The following is a 15,785-nucleotide window of genomic DNA, read 5'->3' as shown; positions in this document are numbered from 1 at the left end:
GACATCACATCCTTTCTTTGATTTTTCGAAACGCAAAAAAGCAGATAAAGCAAATGATATGGAGCAAAGAAATGCTGGCGCCTGTTGGTGTGGCGCAGACATAAGAAACCGTCAGACCAATGCAGAAACAAATCAAAGAAAGAAGTATGCTGCAAAGGATGACAGCGCGGAAGCTGCCAAAGGCCTGCATGGACGTAAGTGCTGGAACTACCAGTAAACTGGAAATAAGCAGGGCACCCATGGTGCGCATGCCAAGGACGATGGTCAGAGCGGTCATCAAAGCAAGAAGTCCTTGAGAGATGCCGGCAGAGCAGCCAACGGCGCTGGCAAAGATTTCGTCAAAGGTGATGGAAAAAATACGGTGATACCAGAAAAGAAATGCCAGTATCACAAACAAAGAGAGACACACAGTGAGCCAAAGTTCTTTTTGTGTGACACCCAGTATGGTGCCGAAGAGATAATTGCAGACATCTGTATTCATGCCGGTGCTGATTGAGATTACCATCACGCCAAAGGCAAGAGAGGCGGTGGAAATCAGGGCAATGGCTGCATCCGGCAGCAGAAAACTGCTTTCTTTCAGACGCAGAAGCAGAAAGGCCGCAAGGATGACAACCGGCAGAGAAATGGCCAAAGGTGCAGTATGGAGCATTGTTGCCGCTGCCAGTGTGCCGAACCCCACATGGGAAAGTCCGTCACCGATCATGGCATAGCGTTTGAGAACCATGCTTGGCCCCAAAAGAGCGGCACACAAAGAAACCAGTATGCCAACGACAAAAGCCCGCTGCATAAATGGATAGGAGAACATTTCTTGTATCAGGTGCATGAAATTTGCTGCCCCCTTTCTCCAAAACGCTGTCCTGTACCTGTGGCAAGATAGGCATCTGTGGTACCGAAAAATAACTGTTTTGTATCTAGGTGAAGAATCTTCTCGCCGTAAGAGAGGGCGTTTTTCATATCATGAGATACCATCAGCACTGCCATGTGCAGCTCTGTATGAAGCCGTTGGATTTGCTCATAGAATTCTTTGGCGGCGATAGGGTCTAGGCTGGCAATGGGCTCATCCAAAATCAGCAGATGTTTTGCCGCGCAAAGGGCCCGTGCCAGCAAGACTCGCTGCTGCTGACCGCCGGAAAGTTCCCGGAAGCAATGACGGTGCAGATGGGCAATACCCATACGTTCCAGATTTTCCATGGCTTGCTGTTTTTCTTTTTTCCCATAAAAAGGGCGCAGTTTCATGCGATTCAGACAACCCGAAAGCGTAACTTCCAACACACTTGCCGGAAAATGCTTCCATGAGGTCTTTTGCTGAGGCAGATAACCGATACCGCCTTTCAGGCAGTCCCCCAGGCGGAGGGTACCGCCGGAAGGGGGATGCAGCTGTAAGAGACCTTTTACAAGGGTGCTTTTTCCAGAACCGTTTTCACCAACGATGCAGATATACTCACCGGAAGATATGGAAAATGTGACATCTTTGACTGCCACCTTTCCATCATAAGAAAAACTGAGGTTTTCGCAGTGCAGTAATTGCATATCAGTTCAACGCCTCCTTCAGCACTTCCAGATTCTGTTCCATCAAAGACAGATATGTGGCGCCTTCTTCCACTTCTTTTGCAGAAAGGTTATGGCAGGAGTGCAGCATTCTTTTTTGCGCATGTGTGGCGTCGCAGATGGCATCGGCAATTTTGCCGTTGGAAAGCTCTATGGTAAATACCACAGGCAGCTCCGCTTTTTTCACCTGATCGATGAGAAAGGCGATGGTGGCCGGATCAGCTTCGGTCTCTGTGGAGCAGCCTGTGAAGGCGGCATAATAAGTAAGTCCATAGGCGTCAGCCAAATAGCGGAAGGGGAAACGATCCCCGAACAGGATGGTCTTGCGTTTGCTGTTTGCCATTACGCTTTTGAATTTTGCATCCAGTTCTTTCAGCTGACCGGTATAGATAACCGCGTTTTTGGAATAGAAAAGAGCGTTTTCGGAATCGATCTCCATGAGTTTCTCCGCGATCTTTTCTGCGATCTGCATGGCGTTGGCAGGAGAAGTCCAAACGTGTTCATCAATTTCTTCTTCATGGTCATGAGAAAGCATTTCGTCCAGAACTTCGTCCCCTGTCAGACTGCTGTCATAGTAGGTAGGCCAGTTTTCCATTTCTTCGGAAAGTTTATCGAAACCGTCATTTCCCATGAAGATATGGAAATGTTCGGCATGGTCTACGGGGCCAATTTCATGATCGCTGAATTGGATGTATTTGGGAGCGGCTGAAGCGGGGTCAGCAGACTGGAACTGGTAGCGGACACCTTTTTTCCCGGATTCGTAGGTGAGGATGCGGAAACCTTCATAGATATATTTTGCCGTGATTGGTTTACCGTTTTCGAAAAAGGCAATGGTGTCACCGTCAATGGTGATCCGCTCTATATCGGTCTGATAACCGGCGGTGTAATACGCTTTGTATTCCGCTTCGGTCTTATCCTGTTTTTCTGCCGCTTTATGGGCAAAAACCGGGTCAAGGGTACCATCCAGCAAGTAAGGATAGACGGACTGCCAATCACCCTGCCAGTCGGCAAGGGTACGATCCTGTACGTCGGCATCTTCAAAGACACCGTCATGATGGTCTTCTTCATGTTCATGTTCCATGCCTTCCACCACTTCTTCTGTAACAGTTGGTACGCAATCTATCAGACGCATGGTCTGGGGCGCACGATTGCCAAGAGAGGCCAAAAGGTCTTCTACCCAGACATCATTTTCGCTGCCGGTATAGATAAACAGATCTGCATTCTCAATGGTTTTGATATCCTGAGGTGTTGGTTCAAAGGAGTGGCTTTCTGCGCCGGGCTTGAGCAGCAATGTGATATCTGCCTTGTCTTTGGCAATTTCCCTTGCGAAATCGTAGGGCGGGAAGATCGTGGTTACAATCTTTATATTGCCGCTGGAAAGGGTTGCCGGCTGTCCGGAAATGCCGCATGCCGCAAGAAATAAAACGACAAGAATCATAGATGATAACATGAGAATACGTTTCATGATAAATCAACCTCCAATATGAAATTTGAAATGTACAATTGTGAAATAAAATATGTTGGGAATGGCTGTATTGAAAAGAAATACAGTGATAAAGATGTGAAAAATGAGGTATTAATGATTCAATCTCACATGAAGCTGAACCAGTGTTTTTGTAAAATTGTCAGTTGTTTTTTGCAGAGTAACTGTGAGAATGGACAGAAAAGTCCAGAAAAAAATAGATACATTTCCTAAGGAAAAGGAAAATTGTTCTTTGATGCGTTCCAGATTCTGGATTTGATGACAAATGGGGCATTGATCGCCCTGACAGGGATGATGGGCTTCCTTTACTTCATAAGCCAAAGAAAGTGTAAAAAAGGCAAGCAAATAAAAGACCAAAATGGCCGCCACAAGTTTTGCTTTGGTTTTATGTTGAAGTGGATTCATGTACTTACCCTCTTGTGAATTTGTCTGGATAAAATAAGATTGGGTATGATATATGCCAAACAAATAGTATTTATATATCAAAACTATGAATTATATGTCTATGTATTTTGAAATAACAAAATATTTTATAAAATGATATTATTTTGAATTTAACATATTGCCATGGGAAAGGCAATCATACATTTATGGTTTTTAAAATTACAAACAGAATACAAAATGTATATGAAAACTGCCACGAAACAGTATGATACCGGAGTATTTTCGCAGAATAGGATCTGGAACACAAACATATGATATGAAAAAAGAGGGGAGGCGCAATACATAAAAAAGTCTGAAACCACAACAGCAGTTGGGATTCCAGACTTTCTTTTCGTTACTTTAGAAATGTTTTATTTTGCGTTGCAAACAAAATTGCTCTCGATGGCATGGGCAATGACCTGCATTTTGAACCGCCGTTTTTTGCATAGACGGCAGCTGCGGCAGGCGGTGTCGCTGTCCTCCGGCAGAACGAAGCGGATGGATTTCACATGGATGTCTCGGCAGCCGTTGGCGTGATGGGCGGGAATGGTGAATGTCTGGAAGCCACGGGGGCGGCTTTCGCCTTCGTCGTCAATTTCCGTCAGGATCAATGCCAAGGCAGTGGAGCGGTTAGGGCAGATCTGACGCAGGGTCAGGCTGCATTCCAAGATACGACCCGCGTTCTCCCAGATAAAATTTCCCAGATCATACTCCAGAAAATCCTGACAGTCGTCCATGGTGAATGTGACTACCGGCGGACAGGGAGTGATGTCGATTTCCTCGGTGCAGTCCGTAAATACCTTGCGGACAGGGAAGATGACCACATTGTTTTCCACATCGGAATACGAAATTTCTTTCATGGGGGCTTTTTCGCCGGAAGTGGTGGCAATGTGCTTCAGACGGAAACGCAGTGAAGCCCCTTCGATGGCCGTTGCCCCAAGTTTCGCAATGCTCCAGCGGAAGGAATGGGCATCTAACATTTGGGCGGTGCCTTTATCCGGCGGCAGCAGTTCCGTCAGGATAAAGTCGTCAGACACAAATCCTTGCATGAGGATTTCTGTTGCGCCGGGATTGGAAATGTTGGCAGCCAGCTCGGCAAAGATTTCTTCCAATTCTGCTGGGGTAGGCGCAATGGAAAGGAAGGATGTGACGGGCGTGGATACCCAAAGGGATGCGGCAGGTACATCTGTGCCAAAGAGACCTTTGAGCACAACGCAGTAAATGACAACGCCGTTTTCTTTTGCCAATGTGGTGATGGGCACAGCAGAACCGCCGGCAGTGCTTTGCCCGTCTGTGAACATGACCATGATTTTCTGGTGGGTGGTGTCCGGGTCAAAGAGGTTGTATGCCTTAGTGAAAGCGTCCTCGTGGTTGGTGCCGCCGTCGATGGTCAGGTTATTGACAGCCGTTTTCAGGTCTGCCGTATTTGTCAAAAATCCTGTCCGCTGGGTGGCAGTCCGGGCAAAGCTGACGATGGCAATCTGGCTGCCGCCGCCGATATTGCCGTCCTGATTTTCGTCAGTGGATTCGTCGATGATGTCGATGAATGTTTTGACACTGGCTTTCATGGCGGCAAAAGGTTCACCTTCCATGCTGCCGGAACAGTCCAGCACCATGACAATGTCAGCCGGATTGGAAACGATGTCGGGACCTGCGGAAAGAGAAAGAATCCCTTCTACCTCGCCGCCGCAGGAAATGGTATCGGGAAAAAGTGTATAAGAAGAAGCAGTAATACCCATAATGAAAATGCCTCCTGTAAAGTTTTGTACTTGCTTTATGATATGCAGCAGGAGGTTGTTTTGACACGAAGGGGGCACAAATATGGAAATGAAAGGAAAAAAGAAATGCGGGTTTTATATTCTGGTGCCGCTGGTGGCAGGAGCGGCAGCGGGCATGATTTCCGGCAGCGGCATGGCAGCTTATGAACAGATGGCAAAACCGCCTTTGTCACCGCCGGGATGGGTATTTCCGGTGGTCTGGACCATTCTGTATATCCTCATGGGCATTGCCGCCTGTCTGGTGGCAAAAAGTTATGACCCGGACAGTCAGGAGGCAATCAGGGCTTTTTGGGTGCAGCTCATCGTCAATGTAATCTGGCCGATTCTGTTTTTTGGTCTGGGGCTTTGCGGTCTGGCTTTTGGGTGGCTGGTGCTGCTTTGGGTGCTGGTATTTCGGCTGTGGAAACAGTTTAAAAGCATCGACAAACGGGCAGGATATTTGCTGGTGCCTTATTTGCTGTGGCTCACATTCGCAGGGTATTTGAATCTTTCCATCTGCCTTATGGGGTATTGAAGGACGGGAGCAGCTATGTTACCATGTCCCTAAGGAATCAAAAGAAATGAGGCGAGGATATGGCAAAGCTGCGAAAAACATTGGGAAGTCCTACGGAACCGGCAGTGGTGGCGTTGATGGAAAGCATGGAAGGAAAGTCCAAAGAAACCCTGACAACATGGGCAATGGCTTATGTGACGGAAAAGTATCTGCCCTTGGTGGCAGAAGTGCCGCTTTTTGCGGAACTGCTGGAAAAGACAAAAGATTGCATGGTTAGCAGTCTGCCTTTGAAGGAATGGAAAGGGCTTCTCTCTGAGGCGAGAAAAGCTTCAGCGGCGGAAAAAGAGCCTGTACGGGAAGCAGCGGCAAGAGCCATTGTCACCGCCTGCGGCACATGGCAGACACCCACCAATGCTTTGGGATTTTGTTTTTATGGGGCAGCGGCTATGGCTTACCATCAGGCAGGTACGGCAGAAACCAAAGAAACCTATGATATGCTTGCCACAAAGGAATTGGAACAGATTTTGGCATCTCTGATGCAGGTCAAGACAGCGCCGAATGAACAGGCGGCAAAACTTCAATGGAATTGTTGAGATAGGATGATAAAAAGTCGAAGAAAGCAACTTCTCTTAAGAAAACATACAGACACAATCTTAATAAAGATAAGAAAGCTGGAATCCTCTGTATGAAAAGGATTTCAGCTTTCTTTGTTTTCTTATGAAGATGCCCCTAAACTTCCGGCTTTTTTTGTGAGTAAAAAATTTGTAAAGTGCTGTAACGTTTTTCGTTTTGACGCGTGAATTGGGTGAAAGGGGGAAAAAACATGGACTTTGACCAAGTGTATCGGGCGTTTTTCCGGGATGTGCTGTTCTATGTCTGGGGGTTGTGCGGTGACCGTGTGCTGGCAGAGGAAATCGCTCAGGAAACTTTTTTCAAAGCCCTGAAATCCATTGACCGATTTGACGGGCAGGGGGATATTCGCCCATGGCTCTTTGCCATCAGCAAGAACACCTATTATGACCATTGTCGGAAGCAGAAAAAGACGGAGCCCTTGGAAGCAGAAAAGGAACAGGCGGCGGAACCGTTGTTTCTGGAGAAAATGACGGACGCAGAAACGGCTTTTGCGGTGCATGGATTTCTCCATGAAATGGACGAGCCATACAAAGAGGTGTTTACCCTGCGGGTATTTGGGGAACTGCCTTTCGAGAAAATTGGACAGCTTTTCGGAAAAAGCGCAAGTTGGGCAAGGGTGACTTATTACAGGGCAAAACAGAAAGTGACAGCATATATGGAGGAGATGGAGCATGAATAAAATCAACTGTAATATCATTGGAGATTTGCTGCCGTTATATGTGGATGGAGCGGTCAGTGAGGACACAAAAAAAATGGTGGAGGAACATCTGGCAGAATGTGCGGACTGTAAAAAAGCGGCAGAGGACATGAGAAAAGAATTGGTGCTGCCTGTCCATGAGACGGTAAGGGCGGCGGAAACCAGTTTTTTGCAGAAAATGAAGAAAACGTGGCAGAAAAGGCGGATTCGTACCGCAGTGATTTCTGTTGCGGTAACGGCAGGAGTCATTTTGGGAAGTTATATGGCGCTGACTATCCCCCAGTGGATTATTCCCTATAAGCCAGTGGATTTTTCTGTGGCAGTAGAGGACGGGATGGTCTGTGTGTATTATACAGGGAAAGGCAGGATTAACTGCTCTTATGGTTATGATGGAGAAGATGAATTTTTCTTATACTTTACACAAAGTCCATGGTCTGCCTATGTGGAACCGCTTTTGGAAGATGCGGAGCAGGAGGAGCCCTATCGCTATCAGATAGACTCTGTAGACCGTATCGCGAAAGTTTATTATGGTGAGTTTAGTAAAGGGCTGGATGTACTTTATGGCAAAGAGGCGGAAATGGCAGCGCAGACGGAGCTGATCTGGATAAGGGATGAAGCTTCCCAGTAACAGAAAAAAGCACAAAACCAAGAGGTTTTGTGCTTTTTGTGTTTGCAAATGACAATCAGAATTTTTCCATTTCATCCAGCAGGCTTTCGAAAACAGCCATGGCGTTTTCCACAGCATCTTTCTTAGACATATCCACGCCCGCGCCTTTCAGCAGGTCAATGGAATATTCGCTGTCGCCTTTGGAAAGGAAGTCCAGATATGCGTCCACGGCAGGCTGGCCTTCAGAAAGGATTTTTCTGGAAAGGGCAATGGCTGCGCTGTAGCCGGTTGCATACTGATATACATAGAAAGCGTTATAGAAATGGGGGATTCTTGCCCATTCGATGTCGATTTCTTCATCAATGACAATGTCATCACCGAAATACAGTCTGTTCAGGTCATGGTAAATTTTGTTCATGCCTTCCCATGTCAAAGGTTCGCCTTTTTCTGCCATTTCGTGGGTAATCTTTTCAAATTCCGCAAACATGGTCTGGCGGAACAGAGTACCGCGGAACTGTTCTAAGAAGTAGTTCACCAGATATTTCCGCATGTTTTTGTCCTCTGTTGTTTTCAGCAGATATTCCATGAGGAGGGCTTCGTTGCAGGTGGAAGCCACTTCTGCCACGAAGATTTTATGGCCGCTGTAAAGATAAGGCTGTTTTTCCCATGTGAAATAGCTGTGAAGGGCGTGACCCATTTCATGTGCCAGTGTGAACATGCTGTTGACGGTGTCGTTATGGTTCAGGAGCACATAGGGGTGTACGCCGTAGCTGCCCCAGGAATATGCGCCGCTGCGTTTGCCTTCGTTTTCGTAAACGTCAATCCAGCCTGCGTTCATGCCGTAGTGGAGGGCATCGGTGTATTTTTTGCCCATGACAGCAAGGGCTTTTTCTACGGTTTCTTTTGCTTCTTCAAAAGTGATTTTTGCGTCCACATCATCCACCAAGGGTGCGTACAGGTCATACATGTGAACTTCATCCAGTCCCAGCAGTTTTTTTCTGAGGGCAACATAGCGATGCATCAGATGCAGGTTGACATGGACGGTTTCGATGAGGTTATCATAAACAGAAAGAGGAATATTGTCATCATATAATGCCATGGCTCTGGCAGAGTCGTACTTTCTGGCGGAAGCAAAGAATACGTCGCTTTTCACGGAAGCAGCGTAAGTTGCCGCCAGTGTGTTTTTCTGTTTCAGATAAGAAGCGTACAATGTCTGGAAAGCTTCTTTGCGGACGCGGCGGTCACTGCTTTCCAAGAATGTCACATATCTGCCTTTGGTCAGAGGCACTTTGTCCCCATCGGCGTCGGTGATGTCCCCAAAACGCATATCTGCGTCATTGAGCATGGTGAAAATGTTCTGGGGTGCGCCGCCCAGTTCCGCTGTTTTTGCCAGCAGGCTTTCTTCAGCAGGAGAAAGGGTGTGGGCTTTCTGACGCAGGAGATTGTCAAAGAAATGGTCGTAGAGGTGGAAATCTTCCGCCCGTTCCATACGGAAATCCGCCAGCACATCTTCTGGCAGGGAAAGGATTTCCGGTGTCAGGAAGGAAATGGCGTCGGAATAACGAATCAGGAGCATTTCTGCTCTGGAAGCCATACCCTGATAGAAAGCATTTGCGCTGTCTTCATGCATACGCATGTTGGCGTAGGTATAAACCTGATCCAGAATCAGAGACAGTTCCTGATTCTTTTCCAGGCATGCCAAAAGTGTGGCTGCGCTTTCACCCAGATGACCGCTGTAAGCAGCCAATTCTGGAATTTCTTCCATGAGCATGGTATAAGCTTCTTCCCAGAGGGAATCATTTTCATAATAGTCTTCGATGTGCCATTTATCTGCGGCGGCAACATCACACCGCTTCGGTAAGGTATGTTTCAAATGGAATCATCCTTTCTATATTGCTGAATTTGTCAGACGGGAAACGTCCCTTTTGTGGGATTTCACAGGGGCATGCCCCTTTTTTGCGTGAAATCTTTTTTTAGTATACCACTTTTGGCTAAGAATAAAAAGGAGTTATAGGCATATGACGACAAAACAGGAAAATCTATACAAAACATGAATGTATTGGTGAATATTTTCTTGCTGAATGTTGGAATTCATAGTATGATGATAATGAGGTGAGGTAGCATGAAAGATTGCTTGAAAGTATTACTGGTGGCCTCTGAGGCTGCGCCCTTTATCAAAAGCGGCGGTCTGGGCGATGTGGCAGGTTCTTTGCCCAAAGCACTGCGGGCACAGGGTGTCGATGTGCGGGTAGTCATTCCCCGTTACATGACAGTTAAGGAAAAAGAAATGTATGGAGTGGAATATCTGGGCGAATTCCCTGTTCATCTGCTGTGGCGGACACAGCAGGCAAAAATTCTGGTGAAGCCCAGTGAAATCCCCATTTATTTTATAGAAAATAATTTTTATTTCGGTCGCGGCGGCTTATATGGCTATGGAGATGACAACGAACGTTTTGCATTCTTTGGCAAAGCGGTTATGGATATGATGGCAATGCTGGACTTCTATCCCGATGTGATCCACTGCAATGACTGGCAGACTGGTCCTGTCTGCATGTATTTGAAGGAAATCTATCGGAAGATGATCTATTATTCTCGTATCAAAACACTGTTTACCATTCATAACTTGCAGTATCAGGGGAATTTTGACAAGAGCACCATGGAACTTCTGGGTGTGCCCTATTACTGTTATGAAAACGGCAACGTGGAATTTTACGGCAATGTCAGCTACATGAAAATGGGGCTGATGTATGCAGACCGTATCAGCACCGTCAGCCAGACTTACGCAAAAGAAATCCAGACATGGCAGTATGGCTATGGCATGGAGGGTATTTTGAAAAGCCGGAAGAATGTCCTCAGCGGCATCATCAACGGCATTGACTATGTGACAAACGATCCCGCTACAGACAAACGGATTCAGGTACATTTCGACGCAGATCATCTGGAAGGCAAGGCGGAAAACAAACGGCTATTACAGGAAAGACTGGGTCTGGAACAGAGAGATGTGCCCATCATCGGCATGATCACCAGACTGGCAGACCAGAAAGGTCTGGATATCCTTTCTTATGTATTTGATGAAATGATGTGCAGAGATGTGCAGTTCGTTCTGCTGGGTACAGGGGAAAATCGTTTTGAATACCTGTTCCGCAGTATGGAAGAACGCTATCGCGGCAGAGTCAGCGCCAATATTTTCTTCGACGAAAATCTGGCACAGCAGATCTATGCAGGTTCTGATATGTTCCTGATGCCTTCTCTGTTTGAACCCTGCGGTCTGGGTCAGATGTTTGCCCTGCGTTATGGTACCGTACCCATCGTGCGGAAAACCGGTGGTCTGGCAGACACTATTTTCCAGTACAGCACAGAAACAAAAGAGGGCAATGGTTTCCTCTTTGAAACATACGACGGCAACGGGCTTCTGTGGGCATTGGATCAGGCCCTTGCAGTATACCATCAGGGCAAAGATGAATGGCAGAATGTGGTAAAAAATGCCATGGCTTCCAATTATTCCTGGGAAAGCTCCGCAAGAGAATATATCAAGCTCTATGAAAGCCTGCGGGACGGCGAATAAGCCTTTTTGCATACACAGAAAACAAAATCAAGAAGTCAGAAATTTTAATGGGAAGTTTCTGGCTTCTTTTTTGGTTAGAATTTGGTTTTCCCCTGTCCTATGGTTTGCAAAAGAACGGTGAATGTAGTATGATGAAAGCCTAAAGACGCACAGAAGGAGGGTCTGGTTTTAATGGAAGAACAAACCCCAAAAAAATTTCATTTTACAAAGCAGATGAAAATCGGTCTGGCTGTGGTGCTGGTGCTTTGCATCGGCTGCGGTCTGGTATATCTGGATACGGCTTACGGCAGCGGGAAAATCCGCAGTCTGTTTGTCAAATCCAGTGTGACACAAAATGCAGGAAACGCTTCAGCAGGGGTGCTGGCGGAAATCCCTCTGGATGCGGGCAGTTCCGCGTCTTTTGCTGTGTTTGATGAGGCATTTTTGCTCTGCACAAAAGACGGTGCCAAGTATTACAACAGTGTAGGCGACCAGAAATGGAACGACACATTCAATATGACCACACCTACGGTGATTCAGGAAGGCTCTTTCATGGCTGTAGGCGATCTGGGCGGCAAGAATGTCCGGGTCTATGACGAAAGCGGTCTGCTGTATAATGTACAGTTGGAAGGAAATCTCAGTCAGTTTGCCCTGAACCAAAACGGGTATCTTTCTTTGCTGGAAAAGAAAGACAGTGGTTACGAGGTAAAAATCTATAATTCCAAAGGCACACTGCTCAAAGGCAGGGTGGAAGAAACCGCAGGGGTATACCCCATTTCCACGGACGTGTCCGATGACAATAAGTCTTTTGCTGTCAGCTATGTGGATACCACCGATGTGTATCCCATTGGGCGGGTGCTGTTTTTCTATGTCAATCCAGAAGACAGCGAAAACTATACAGATAGTTTGTATGCTTCTGCTGCGGATAAGGCAGATGAAATCATTGGCACCATTAGTTATCGCAGCAACGGCGTTCTGGCGGCAGTTTCCGATAAGGGCGTTTATGGTTTCAAGGACAGCGAAGAAGTCTGGAGTTACTATTTGACCAATGTGGTGGATTATGTTTCTTTCCAGCAAAAAGACAGAGTGGTGCTCACATTGGGTGATGACCTGCCCGGAGAAGAAGGCAAGGAAGAAGGCACTGTCTGCTGGCTCAGTTCCAATGGGGCAGAGGAAGCTTCTTATGTCAGCGGAAAGGACATCACCTATCTGAGTGTATGGAAAGATGGCATTGTGTTGGGCACAGACCATACTTATATTGGCATCCGTCATACGGGACGGGAAGCTTGGGTTTATCAGGCAACACAGGATGTGACAGATGTGATCCCCATGGAAAGTTTTTCTCATGTACTGGTGGTGGGTCAGGATATGGCACGGATTCTGGATATGGACAAATACACAGGCGAGGTGCCTGACGTGCCGGAGGATCTGGTGGAAACCACACCGGAAGTGCAGACAGATGAACCGCTGCCGGCAGAAGGAGAAACAAATACGGATGCAACCCAGGAGGATGGCAGTCAGGAAGGAACAGAAACATCCGGAACAGAAGAAACAAATGCATCTGATACGCAGGAAACGGAAACAACGGAAACAGAAACAGCAACAGATACGGAAACAAGAGAAAATACAGAAACAACGCAGCCTGCGGAGAATACGGAATCGGGGGATGTTCCCGCAGAGTCTTAATGGTAGGAGGTGGGCAGAAGGATGACGTTTTTGCCCTATATATTAGATATTCTGGCGTTGGTGCTGGTGGTGGGGACGGCAGTGCAGGCGTACCGCAAGGGTTTTGTGCGGGCGGCGCTGAATTTCCTGCCAATGGTGGCAGCACTGGCGGCAACCAGGTTTTTGACGCCTACAGTCAGTGAGCTTTTACGAAAAACACCCTTTTTCGATGCCCTGACCAATACAGTAGGTAATGGACTGCATTTGGAGAACGCCATTGGGGACGCTGCTATGCAGACCCAGACAGAAATCATTGAAAGCATGCATTTGCCGGATTTTCTGAAAGAAAGTCTGGTGGAAAACAACAATCCGGTGATTTATCATCTGCTGGATGTGGAAAGTTTGCAGTCCTATATTGCAGGTTTTCTGGCAAATATCTGCATCAATATCATCAGTGTACTGCTGGTGTTTGTTGTGGTATGGCTGGCAGTAAAATTTGTATTGAAGGCGCTGAATCTCATCAGCAAACTGCCTGTATTGAATTTCTTCAATCGGGCGTGTGGCTTTTTGGTAGGTTTGCTGAAAGGATTGTGCGTAGCATGGCTCATTTGTTTTGTGCTGACATTTTTCCAGTGCAATTCCGCCTTCGACTTTTTCTTCGACGCGCTGAATTTGACCCATGTGGCACTGCCTTTGTACGAAAACAACATATTGATGTATTTTATTTTGACCATATTTGCTTGAATTGACGAGAAAAATGACGGTGTGAAAACCGTCATTTTTTTGTGGGGAGAAACGGGAAAAGCCGTTGCTTTTTTGAAATTCATATGTTAAAATGCCACATCTTTCGAAAGAAATCTAAATTGAAAGAGGAAATTTATGAAACAAACAACAGGAAAAGGGAAGCAATGGCTGATGCTGCCAGTGGTTCTGTTATTTTTGTGCGCATGTGGCACACAAAAACAGACGGTGGAAATGTCGTCAGAAGTTTATGAACTGCCGCAGAGCTGCGGAGAACTCATAGTTACGGCAGATGTTGGCAGCGTTTTCATCCAGAAAGGAGAAAAGGCAGAACTGAAAACAGAACATGTTGTTTCTCAGTGGCTGACGGTGACAGAGGAAAATGGTGTTGTGGATATATCCTATATACCGCCGGATGCAGAAGCGGTGGAGGGTATGGAAACAGACAGCCATCATTTGACGCTGACTTTGCCGGAGGAGTGGACACTGGAAAAAACTTCGTTGACAGCAGGCACAGGACCATTTTATGTGGATGGGGCAGAAGCAAAAGAATTATATCTGCATCAGGGCGCTGGACAGATGATGTTGAAACATGTAACGGCGGAAAATCTGGAGCTGGAATGCGGCGGCGGTCTGGCAGAAGGGGAATATTTGCAGGTGGCAAAGAAGCTGACCATCCATGGCGGTATGGGAGATGTGGATTTTGCGGGCAGTCTGGGAGATGAAATCTGGCTGGACGGCGGCACAGGAAAAATTTCCCTGACTATGCCGGAAACAGTAGAAGATTATGATATATCCGGTTCTTTTTTCACCAGAAATGTTACGGTAAATGGAAAAACATTGGAGCCGGAAGTTTCTGTGGAACAAAATGGCGGCGATTTGGACAGCTGGGAAATGGACTTTGATGAAGATTTTACCGTTCCCCAACAGAATACGGAAGGAAAAAAACAAATCCATATAGACAGCGGCACAGGTGAGATTGCGCTGACTTTTGCCGGAAATACAGAAAAGGGGGCGACAGCATGATTCCAAGAGGGGTAATACTGGATTGTTGTTGTGTTTTGCTTGGAGCCAATGCGGGAACGCTGCTGCGGAATAAAATTCCAACCAAACTTCAGGAACCATTGATGGTCATATTCGGTAAGTGTGCCATTGCCATTGGTATGGTTTCTGTGGTGAAACTGGAGTCTTTGCCGGCGGTGCTTCTGGCATTGATTTTGGGAACGATTATAGGAGAATTGGCTGACTTGGACAGAAGAATCAAAACGGGATTTTTGCATGGACTGCATCACCTGCATTTCAAAATCGAAGGGGATAAAGAAATTTATATGCGGTTTTATTTGGTAGTGGCAGTGACCCTCTGTGCCAGCGGAACCAACATCTTCGGTGCCTTTCAGGAAGGCGCAACGGGGGATATGACCATATTGATGTCAAAGGCGGTTATGGATATTTTCGCGGCGGCAATATTTGCCATGGCGCTGGGATTTGGCATGAATCTGATTGTGGTGCCGCAGTTTCTCATATTGTCCTTATGTTTTTACGCGGGGAAATGGATGATGTCCTATCTTGACCCGGCAGCTATACAGAATTTTATTGCCGTGGGTGGCTTGATGACATTTATTTTGGGACTGAATATTGCAAAAATCAAAGAAGTGCGGGCGGCAAATTTGCTGCCGGCATTGGCGGTCGTGTTCCCGGCGAAGGCATTTTTCCATCTGTTAGGCGCGTAAAATGAAAAAAGTTTTCGACGAAAAGCCCTGTTTTTAGAGGGTTTTTTGTGTTTTGTAAAAAAAATCTTAAAAAATTGTAAAAAAGATGTTGACAAGAAATAGTTCCCATGATAATATACTTAGGCGGTCGCAAGAACGACCGAAACAAAAAGAAAGAATGCACCTTGAAAACTGAATACAAGACAAACAAGAGTCAATAAAATCGAGAAATTTATTGAAAAATAAAATGTAGTAAAGTTAATCAACATTTTATTTCGCTATAAATGATCATTCCAAGAACAAAAGCTATTGTTTTTAGAACCGACACAAGCTGAGCTTGTGTTGCAAGAAGGTCAAGCAAGAAAGAGCACAGGGTGAATGCCTTGGCACTGGGAGCCGATGAAAGACGTGGTAAGCTGCGAAAAGCTTCGGGGAGGCGCAAACAGCCATCGATCCGGAGATTT

Annotated in this window: 15 protein-coding genes and 1 rRNA gene; 10 read left to right on the top strand and 6 right to left on the bottom strand. The window is 46.4% G+C overall.

Features of this window, described 5'->3' with window-relative positions; genetic code table 11:
- Positions 1-4: 4 nt before the first annotated feature.
- From INF29_RS07920 to INF29_RS07900, 5 genes are all read right to left on the bottom strand, one after another.
- On the bottom strand, positions 5-823 hold the full coding sequence (locus tag INF29_RS07920; protein ID WP_022365438.1) for a metal ABC transporter permease: 819 nt from the start codon (positions 821-823) through the stop codon (positions 5-7).
- Positions 814-1,530, bottom strand: coding sequence for a metal ABC transporter ATP-binding protein (locus INF29_RS07915; RefSeq protein ID WP_072852408.1), 717 nt, complete (start codon positions 1,528-1,530; stop codon positions 814-816). The genes INF29_RS07920 and INF29_RS07915 overlap by 10 nt, the downstream gene beginning before the upstream one ends.
- A gap of 1 nt (position 1,531) precedes the next feature.
- Positions 1,532-3,013, bottom strand: a complete 1,482-nt coding sequence (locus INF29_RS07910; protein WP_193485840.1) for a metal ABC transporter solute-binding protein, Zn/Mn family — start codon at positions 3,011-3,013, stop codon at positions 1,532-1,534.
- 111 nt (positions 3,014-3,124) lie between these two features.
- Positions 3,125-3,436, bottom strand: a complete 312-nt coding sequence (locus tag INF29_RS07905; protein WP_022365440.1) for a hypothetical protein — start codon at positions 3,434-3,436, stop codon at positions 3,125-3,127.
- A gap of 389 nt (positions 3,437-3,825) precedes the next feature.
- Positions 3,826-5,193: a vWA domain-containing protein gene (locus INF29_RS07900; RefSeq protein ID WP_193485838.1), complete on the bottom strand. Its 1,368-nt coding sequence runs from the start codon at positions 5,191-5,193 to the stop codon at positions 3,826-3,828.
- 82 nt (positions 5,194-5,275) lie between these two features.
- Here INF29_RS07900 and INF29_RS07895 point away from each other — a divergent pair, with 82 nt between their 5' ends.
- The 4 genes from INF29_RS07895 to INF29_RS07880 all read left to right on the top strand — a co-directional run bounded on the left by INF29_RS07895 (position 5,276) and on the right by INF29_RS07880 (position 7,683).
- On the top strand, positions 5,276-5,746 hold the full coding sequence (locus INF29_RS07895; protein ID WP_243184127.1) for a TspO/MBR family protein: 471 nt from the start codon (positions 5,276-5,278) through the stop codon (positions 5,744-5,746).
- Positions 5,747-5,805: 59 nt separating this feature from the next.
- Positions 5,806-6,318 carry a putative immunity protein gene (locus INF29_RS07890; protein WP_193485836.1) on the top strand — a complete coding sequence of 171 codons (513 nt, stop codon included), beginning with the start codon at positions 5,806-5,808 and terminating at the stop codon, positions 6,316-6,318.
- A 230-nt stretch (positions 6,319-6,548) separates the two neighbouring features.
- Entirely contained in the window at positions 6,549-7,037 is a 489-nt protein-coding gene (locus INF29_RS07885; protein WP_072852416.1) for an RNA polymerase sigma factor, read from the top strand.
- Entirely contained in the window at positions 7,030-7,683 is a 654-nt protein-coding gene (locus INF29_RS07880; protein ID WP_193485834.1) for a zf-HC2 domain-containing protein, read from the top strand. Before INF29_RS07885 ends, INF29_RS07880 begins: the two co-directional genes overlap by 8 nt.
- Positions 7,684-7,738: 55 nt before the next feature.
- Here the strand turns inward: INF29_RS07880 and pepF are convergent, their stop codons facing one another.
- Complete coding sequence (pepF, locus tag INF29_RS07875; protein ID WP_193485831.1) at positions 7,739-9,535, bottom strand: oligoendopeptidase F; 1,797 nt, start codon at positions 9,533-9,535, stop codon at positions 7,739-7,741.
- A gap of 249 nt (positions 9,536-9,784) precedes the next feature.
- Here pepF and glgA point away from each other — a divergent pair, with 249 nt between their 5' ends.
- From glgA to INF29_RS07845, 6 genes are all read left to right on the top strand, one after another.
- Positions 9,785-11,227 (top strand): glycogen synthase GlgA, encoded by a 1,443-nt coding sequence (glgA, locus tag INF29_RS07870; RefSeq protein WP_193485829.1) that lies wholly within the window; start codon positions 9,785-9,787, stop codon positions 11,225-11,227.
- Between the two features lie 171 nt (positions 11,228-11,398).
- The gene (locus INF29_RS07865; protein WP_193485827.1) at positions 11,399-12,892 is read left to right on the top strand and encodes a DUF5711 family protein; all 1,494 of its coding nucleotides are present in this window, start codon (positions 11,399-11,401) and stop codon (positions 12,890-12,892) included.
- 21 nt (positions 12,893-12,913) lie between these two features.
- Positions 12,914-13,615, top strand: coding sequence for a CvpA family protein (locus INF29_RS07860; RefSeq protein WP_193485825.1), 702 nt, complete (start codon positions 12,914-12,916; stop codon positions 13,613-13,615).
- Between the two features lie 135 nt (positions 13,616-13,750).
- Positions 13,751-14,638: a DUF4097 family beta strand repeat-containing protein gene (locus INF29_RS07855; protein WP_193485823.1), complete on the top strand. Its 888-nt coding sequence runs from the start codon at positions 13,751-13,753 to the stop codon at positions 14,636-14,638.
- On the top strand, positions 14,635-15,342 hold the full coding sequence (locus tag INF29_RS07850; protein ID WP_193485821.1) for a DUF554 domain-containing protein: 708 nt from the start codon (positions 14,635-14,637) through the stop codon (positions 15,340-15,342). The genes INF29_RS07855 and INF29_RS07850 overlap by 4 nt, the downstream gene beginning before the upstream one ends.
- Before the next feature lie 330 nt (positions 15,343-15,672).
- A 23S ribosomal RNA gene (locus tag INF29_RS07845) occupies positions 15,673-15,785 on the top strand; the annotation flags it as partial.

The organism is Anaerotignum lactatifermentans (assembly GCF_014982935.1).
Taxonomy (GTDB): Bacteria; Bacillota; Clostridia; order Lachnospirales; family Anaerotignaceae; genus Anaerotignum; species Anaerotignum lactatifermentans.
This window is presented reverse-complemented; position numbering and strand designations above follow the sequence as displayed.

Bases quoted from the DNA above. Each gene is read 5' to 3' on its own strand.
- INF29_RS07915 (WP_072852408.1), bottom strand. From the start codon at position 1,530: ATGCAATTACTGCACTGCGAAAACCTCAGTTTTTCTTATGATGGAAAG.
- INF29_RS07890 (WP_193485836.1), top strand. From the start codon at position 5,806: ATGGCAAAGCTGCGAAAAACATTGGGAAGTCCTACGGAACCGGCAGTG.
- glgA (WP_193485829.1), top strand. From the start codon at position 9,785: ATGAAAGATTGCTTGAAAGTATTACTGGTGGCCTCTGAGGCTGCGCCC.
- INF29_RS07885 (WP_072852416.1), top strand. From the start codon at position 6,549: ATGGACTTTGACCAAGTGTATCGGGCGTTTTTCCGGGATGTGCTGTTC.
- INF29_RS07850 (WP_193485821.1), top strand. From the start codon at position 14,635: ATGATTCCAAGAGGGGTAATACTGGATTGTTGTTGTGTTTTGCTTGGA.
- INF29_RS07920 (WP_022365438.1), bottom strand. From the start codon at position 823: ATGCACCTGATACAAGAAATGTTCTCCTATCCATTTATGCAGCGGGCT.
- INF29_RS07900 (WP_193485838.1), bottom strand. From the start codon at position 5,193: ATGGGTATTACTGCTTCTTCTTATACACTTTTTCCCGATACCATTTCC.
- INF29_RS07910 (WP_193485840.1), bottom strand. From the start codon at position 3,013: ATGAAACGTATTCTCATGTTATCATCTATGATTCTTGTCGTTTTATTT.
- INF29_RS07860 (WP_193485825.1), top strand. From the start codon at position 12,914: ATGACGTTTTTGCCCTATATATTAGATATTCTGGCGTTGGTGCTGGTG.
- INF29_RS07880 (WP_193485834.1), top strand. From the start codon at position 7,030: ATGAATAAAATCAACTGTAATATCATTGGAGATTTGCTGCCGTTATAT.
- INF29_RS07895 (WP_243184127.1), top strand. From the start codon at position 5,276: ATGGAAATGAAAGGAAAAAAGAAATGCGGGTTTTATATTCTGGTGCCG.
- INF29_RS07905 (WP_022365440.1), bottom strand. From the start codon at position 3,436: ATGAATCCACTTCAACATAAAACCAAAGCAAAACTTGTGGCGGCCATT.
- INF29_RS07865 (WP_193485827.1), top strand. From the start codon at position 11,399: ATGGAAGAACAAACCCCAAAAAAATTTCATTTTACAAAGCAGATGAAA.
- INF29_RS07855 (WP_193485823.1), top strand. From the start codon at position 13,751: ATGAAACAAACAACAGGAAAAGGGAAGCAATGGCTGATGCTGCCAGTG.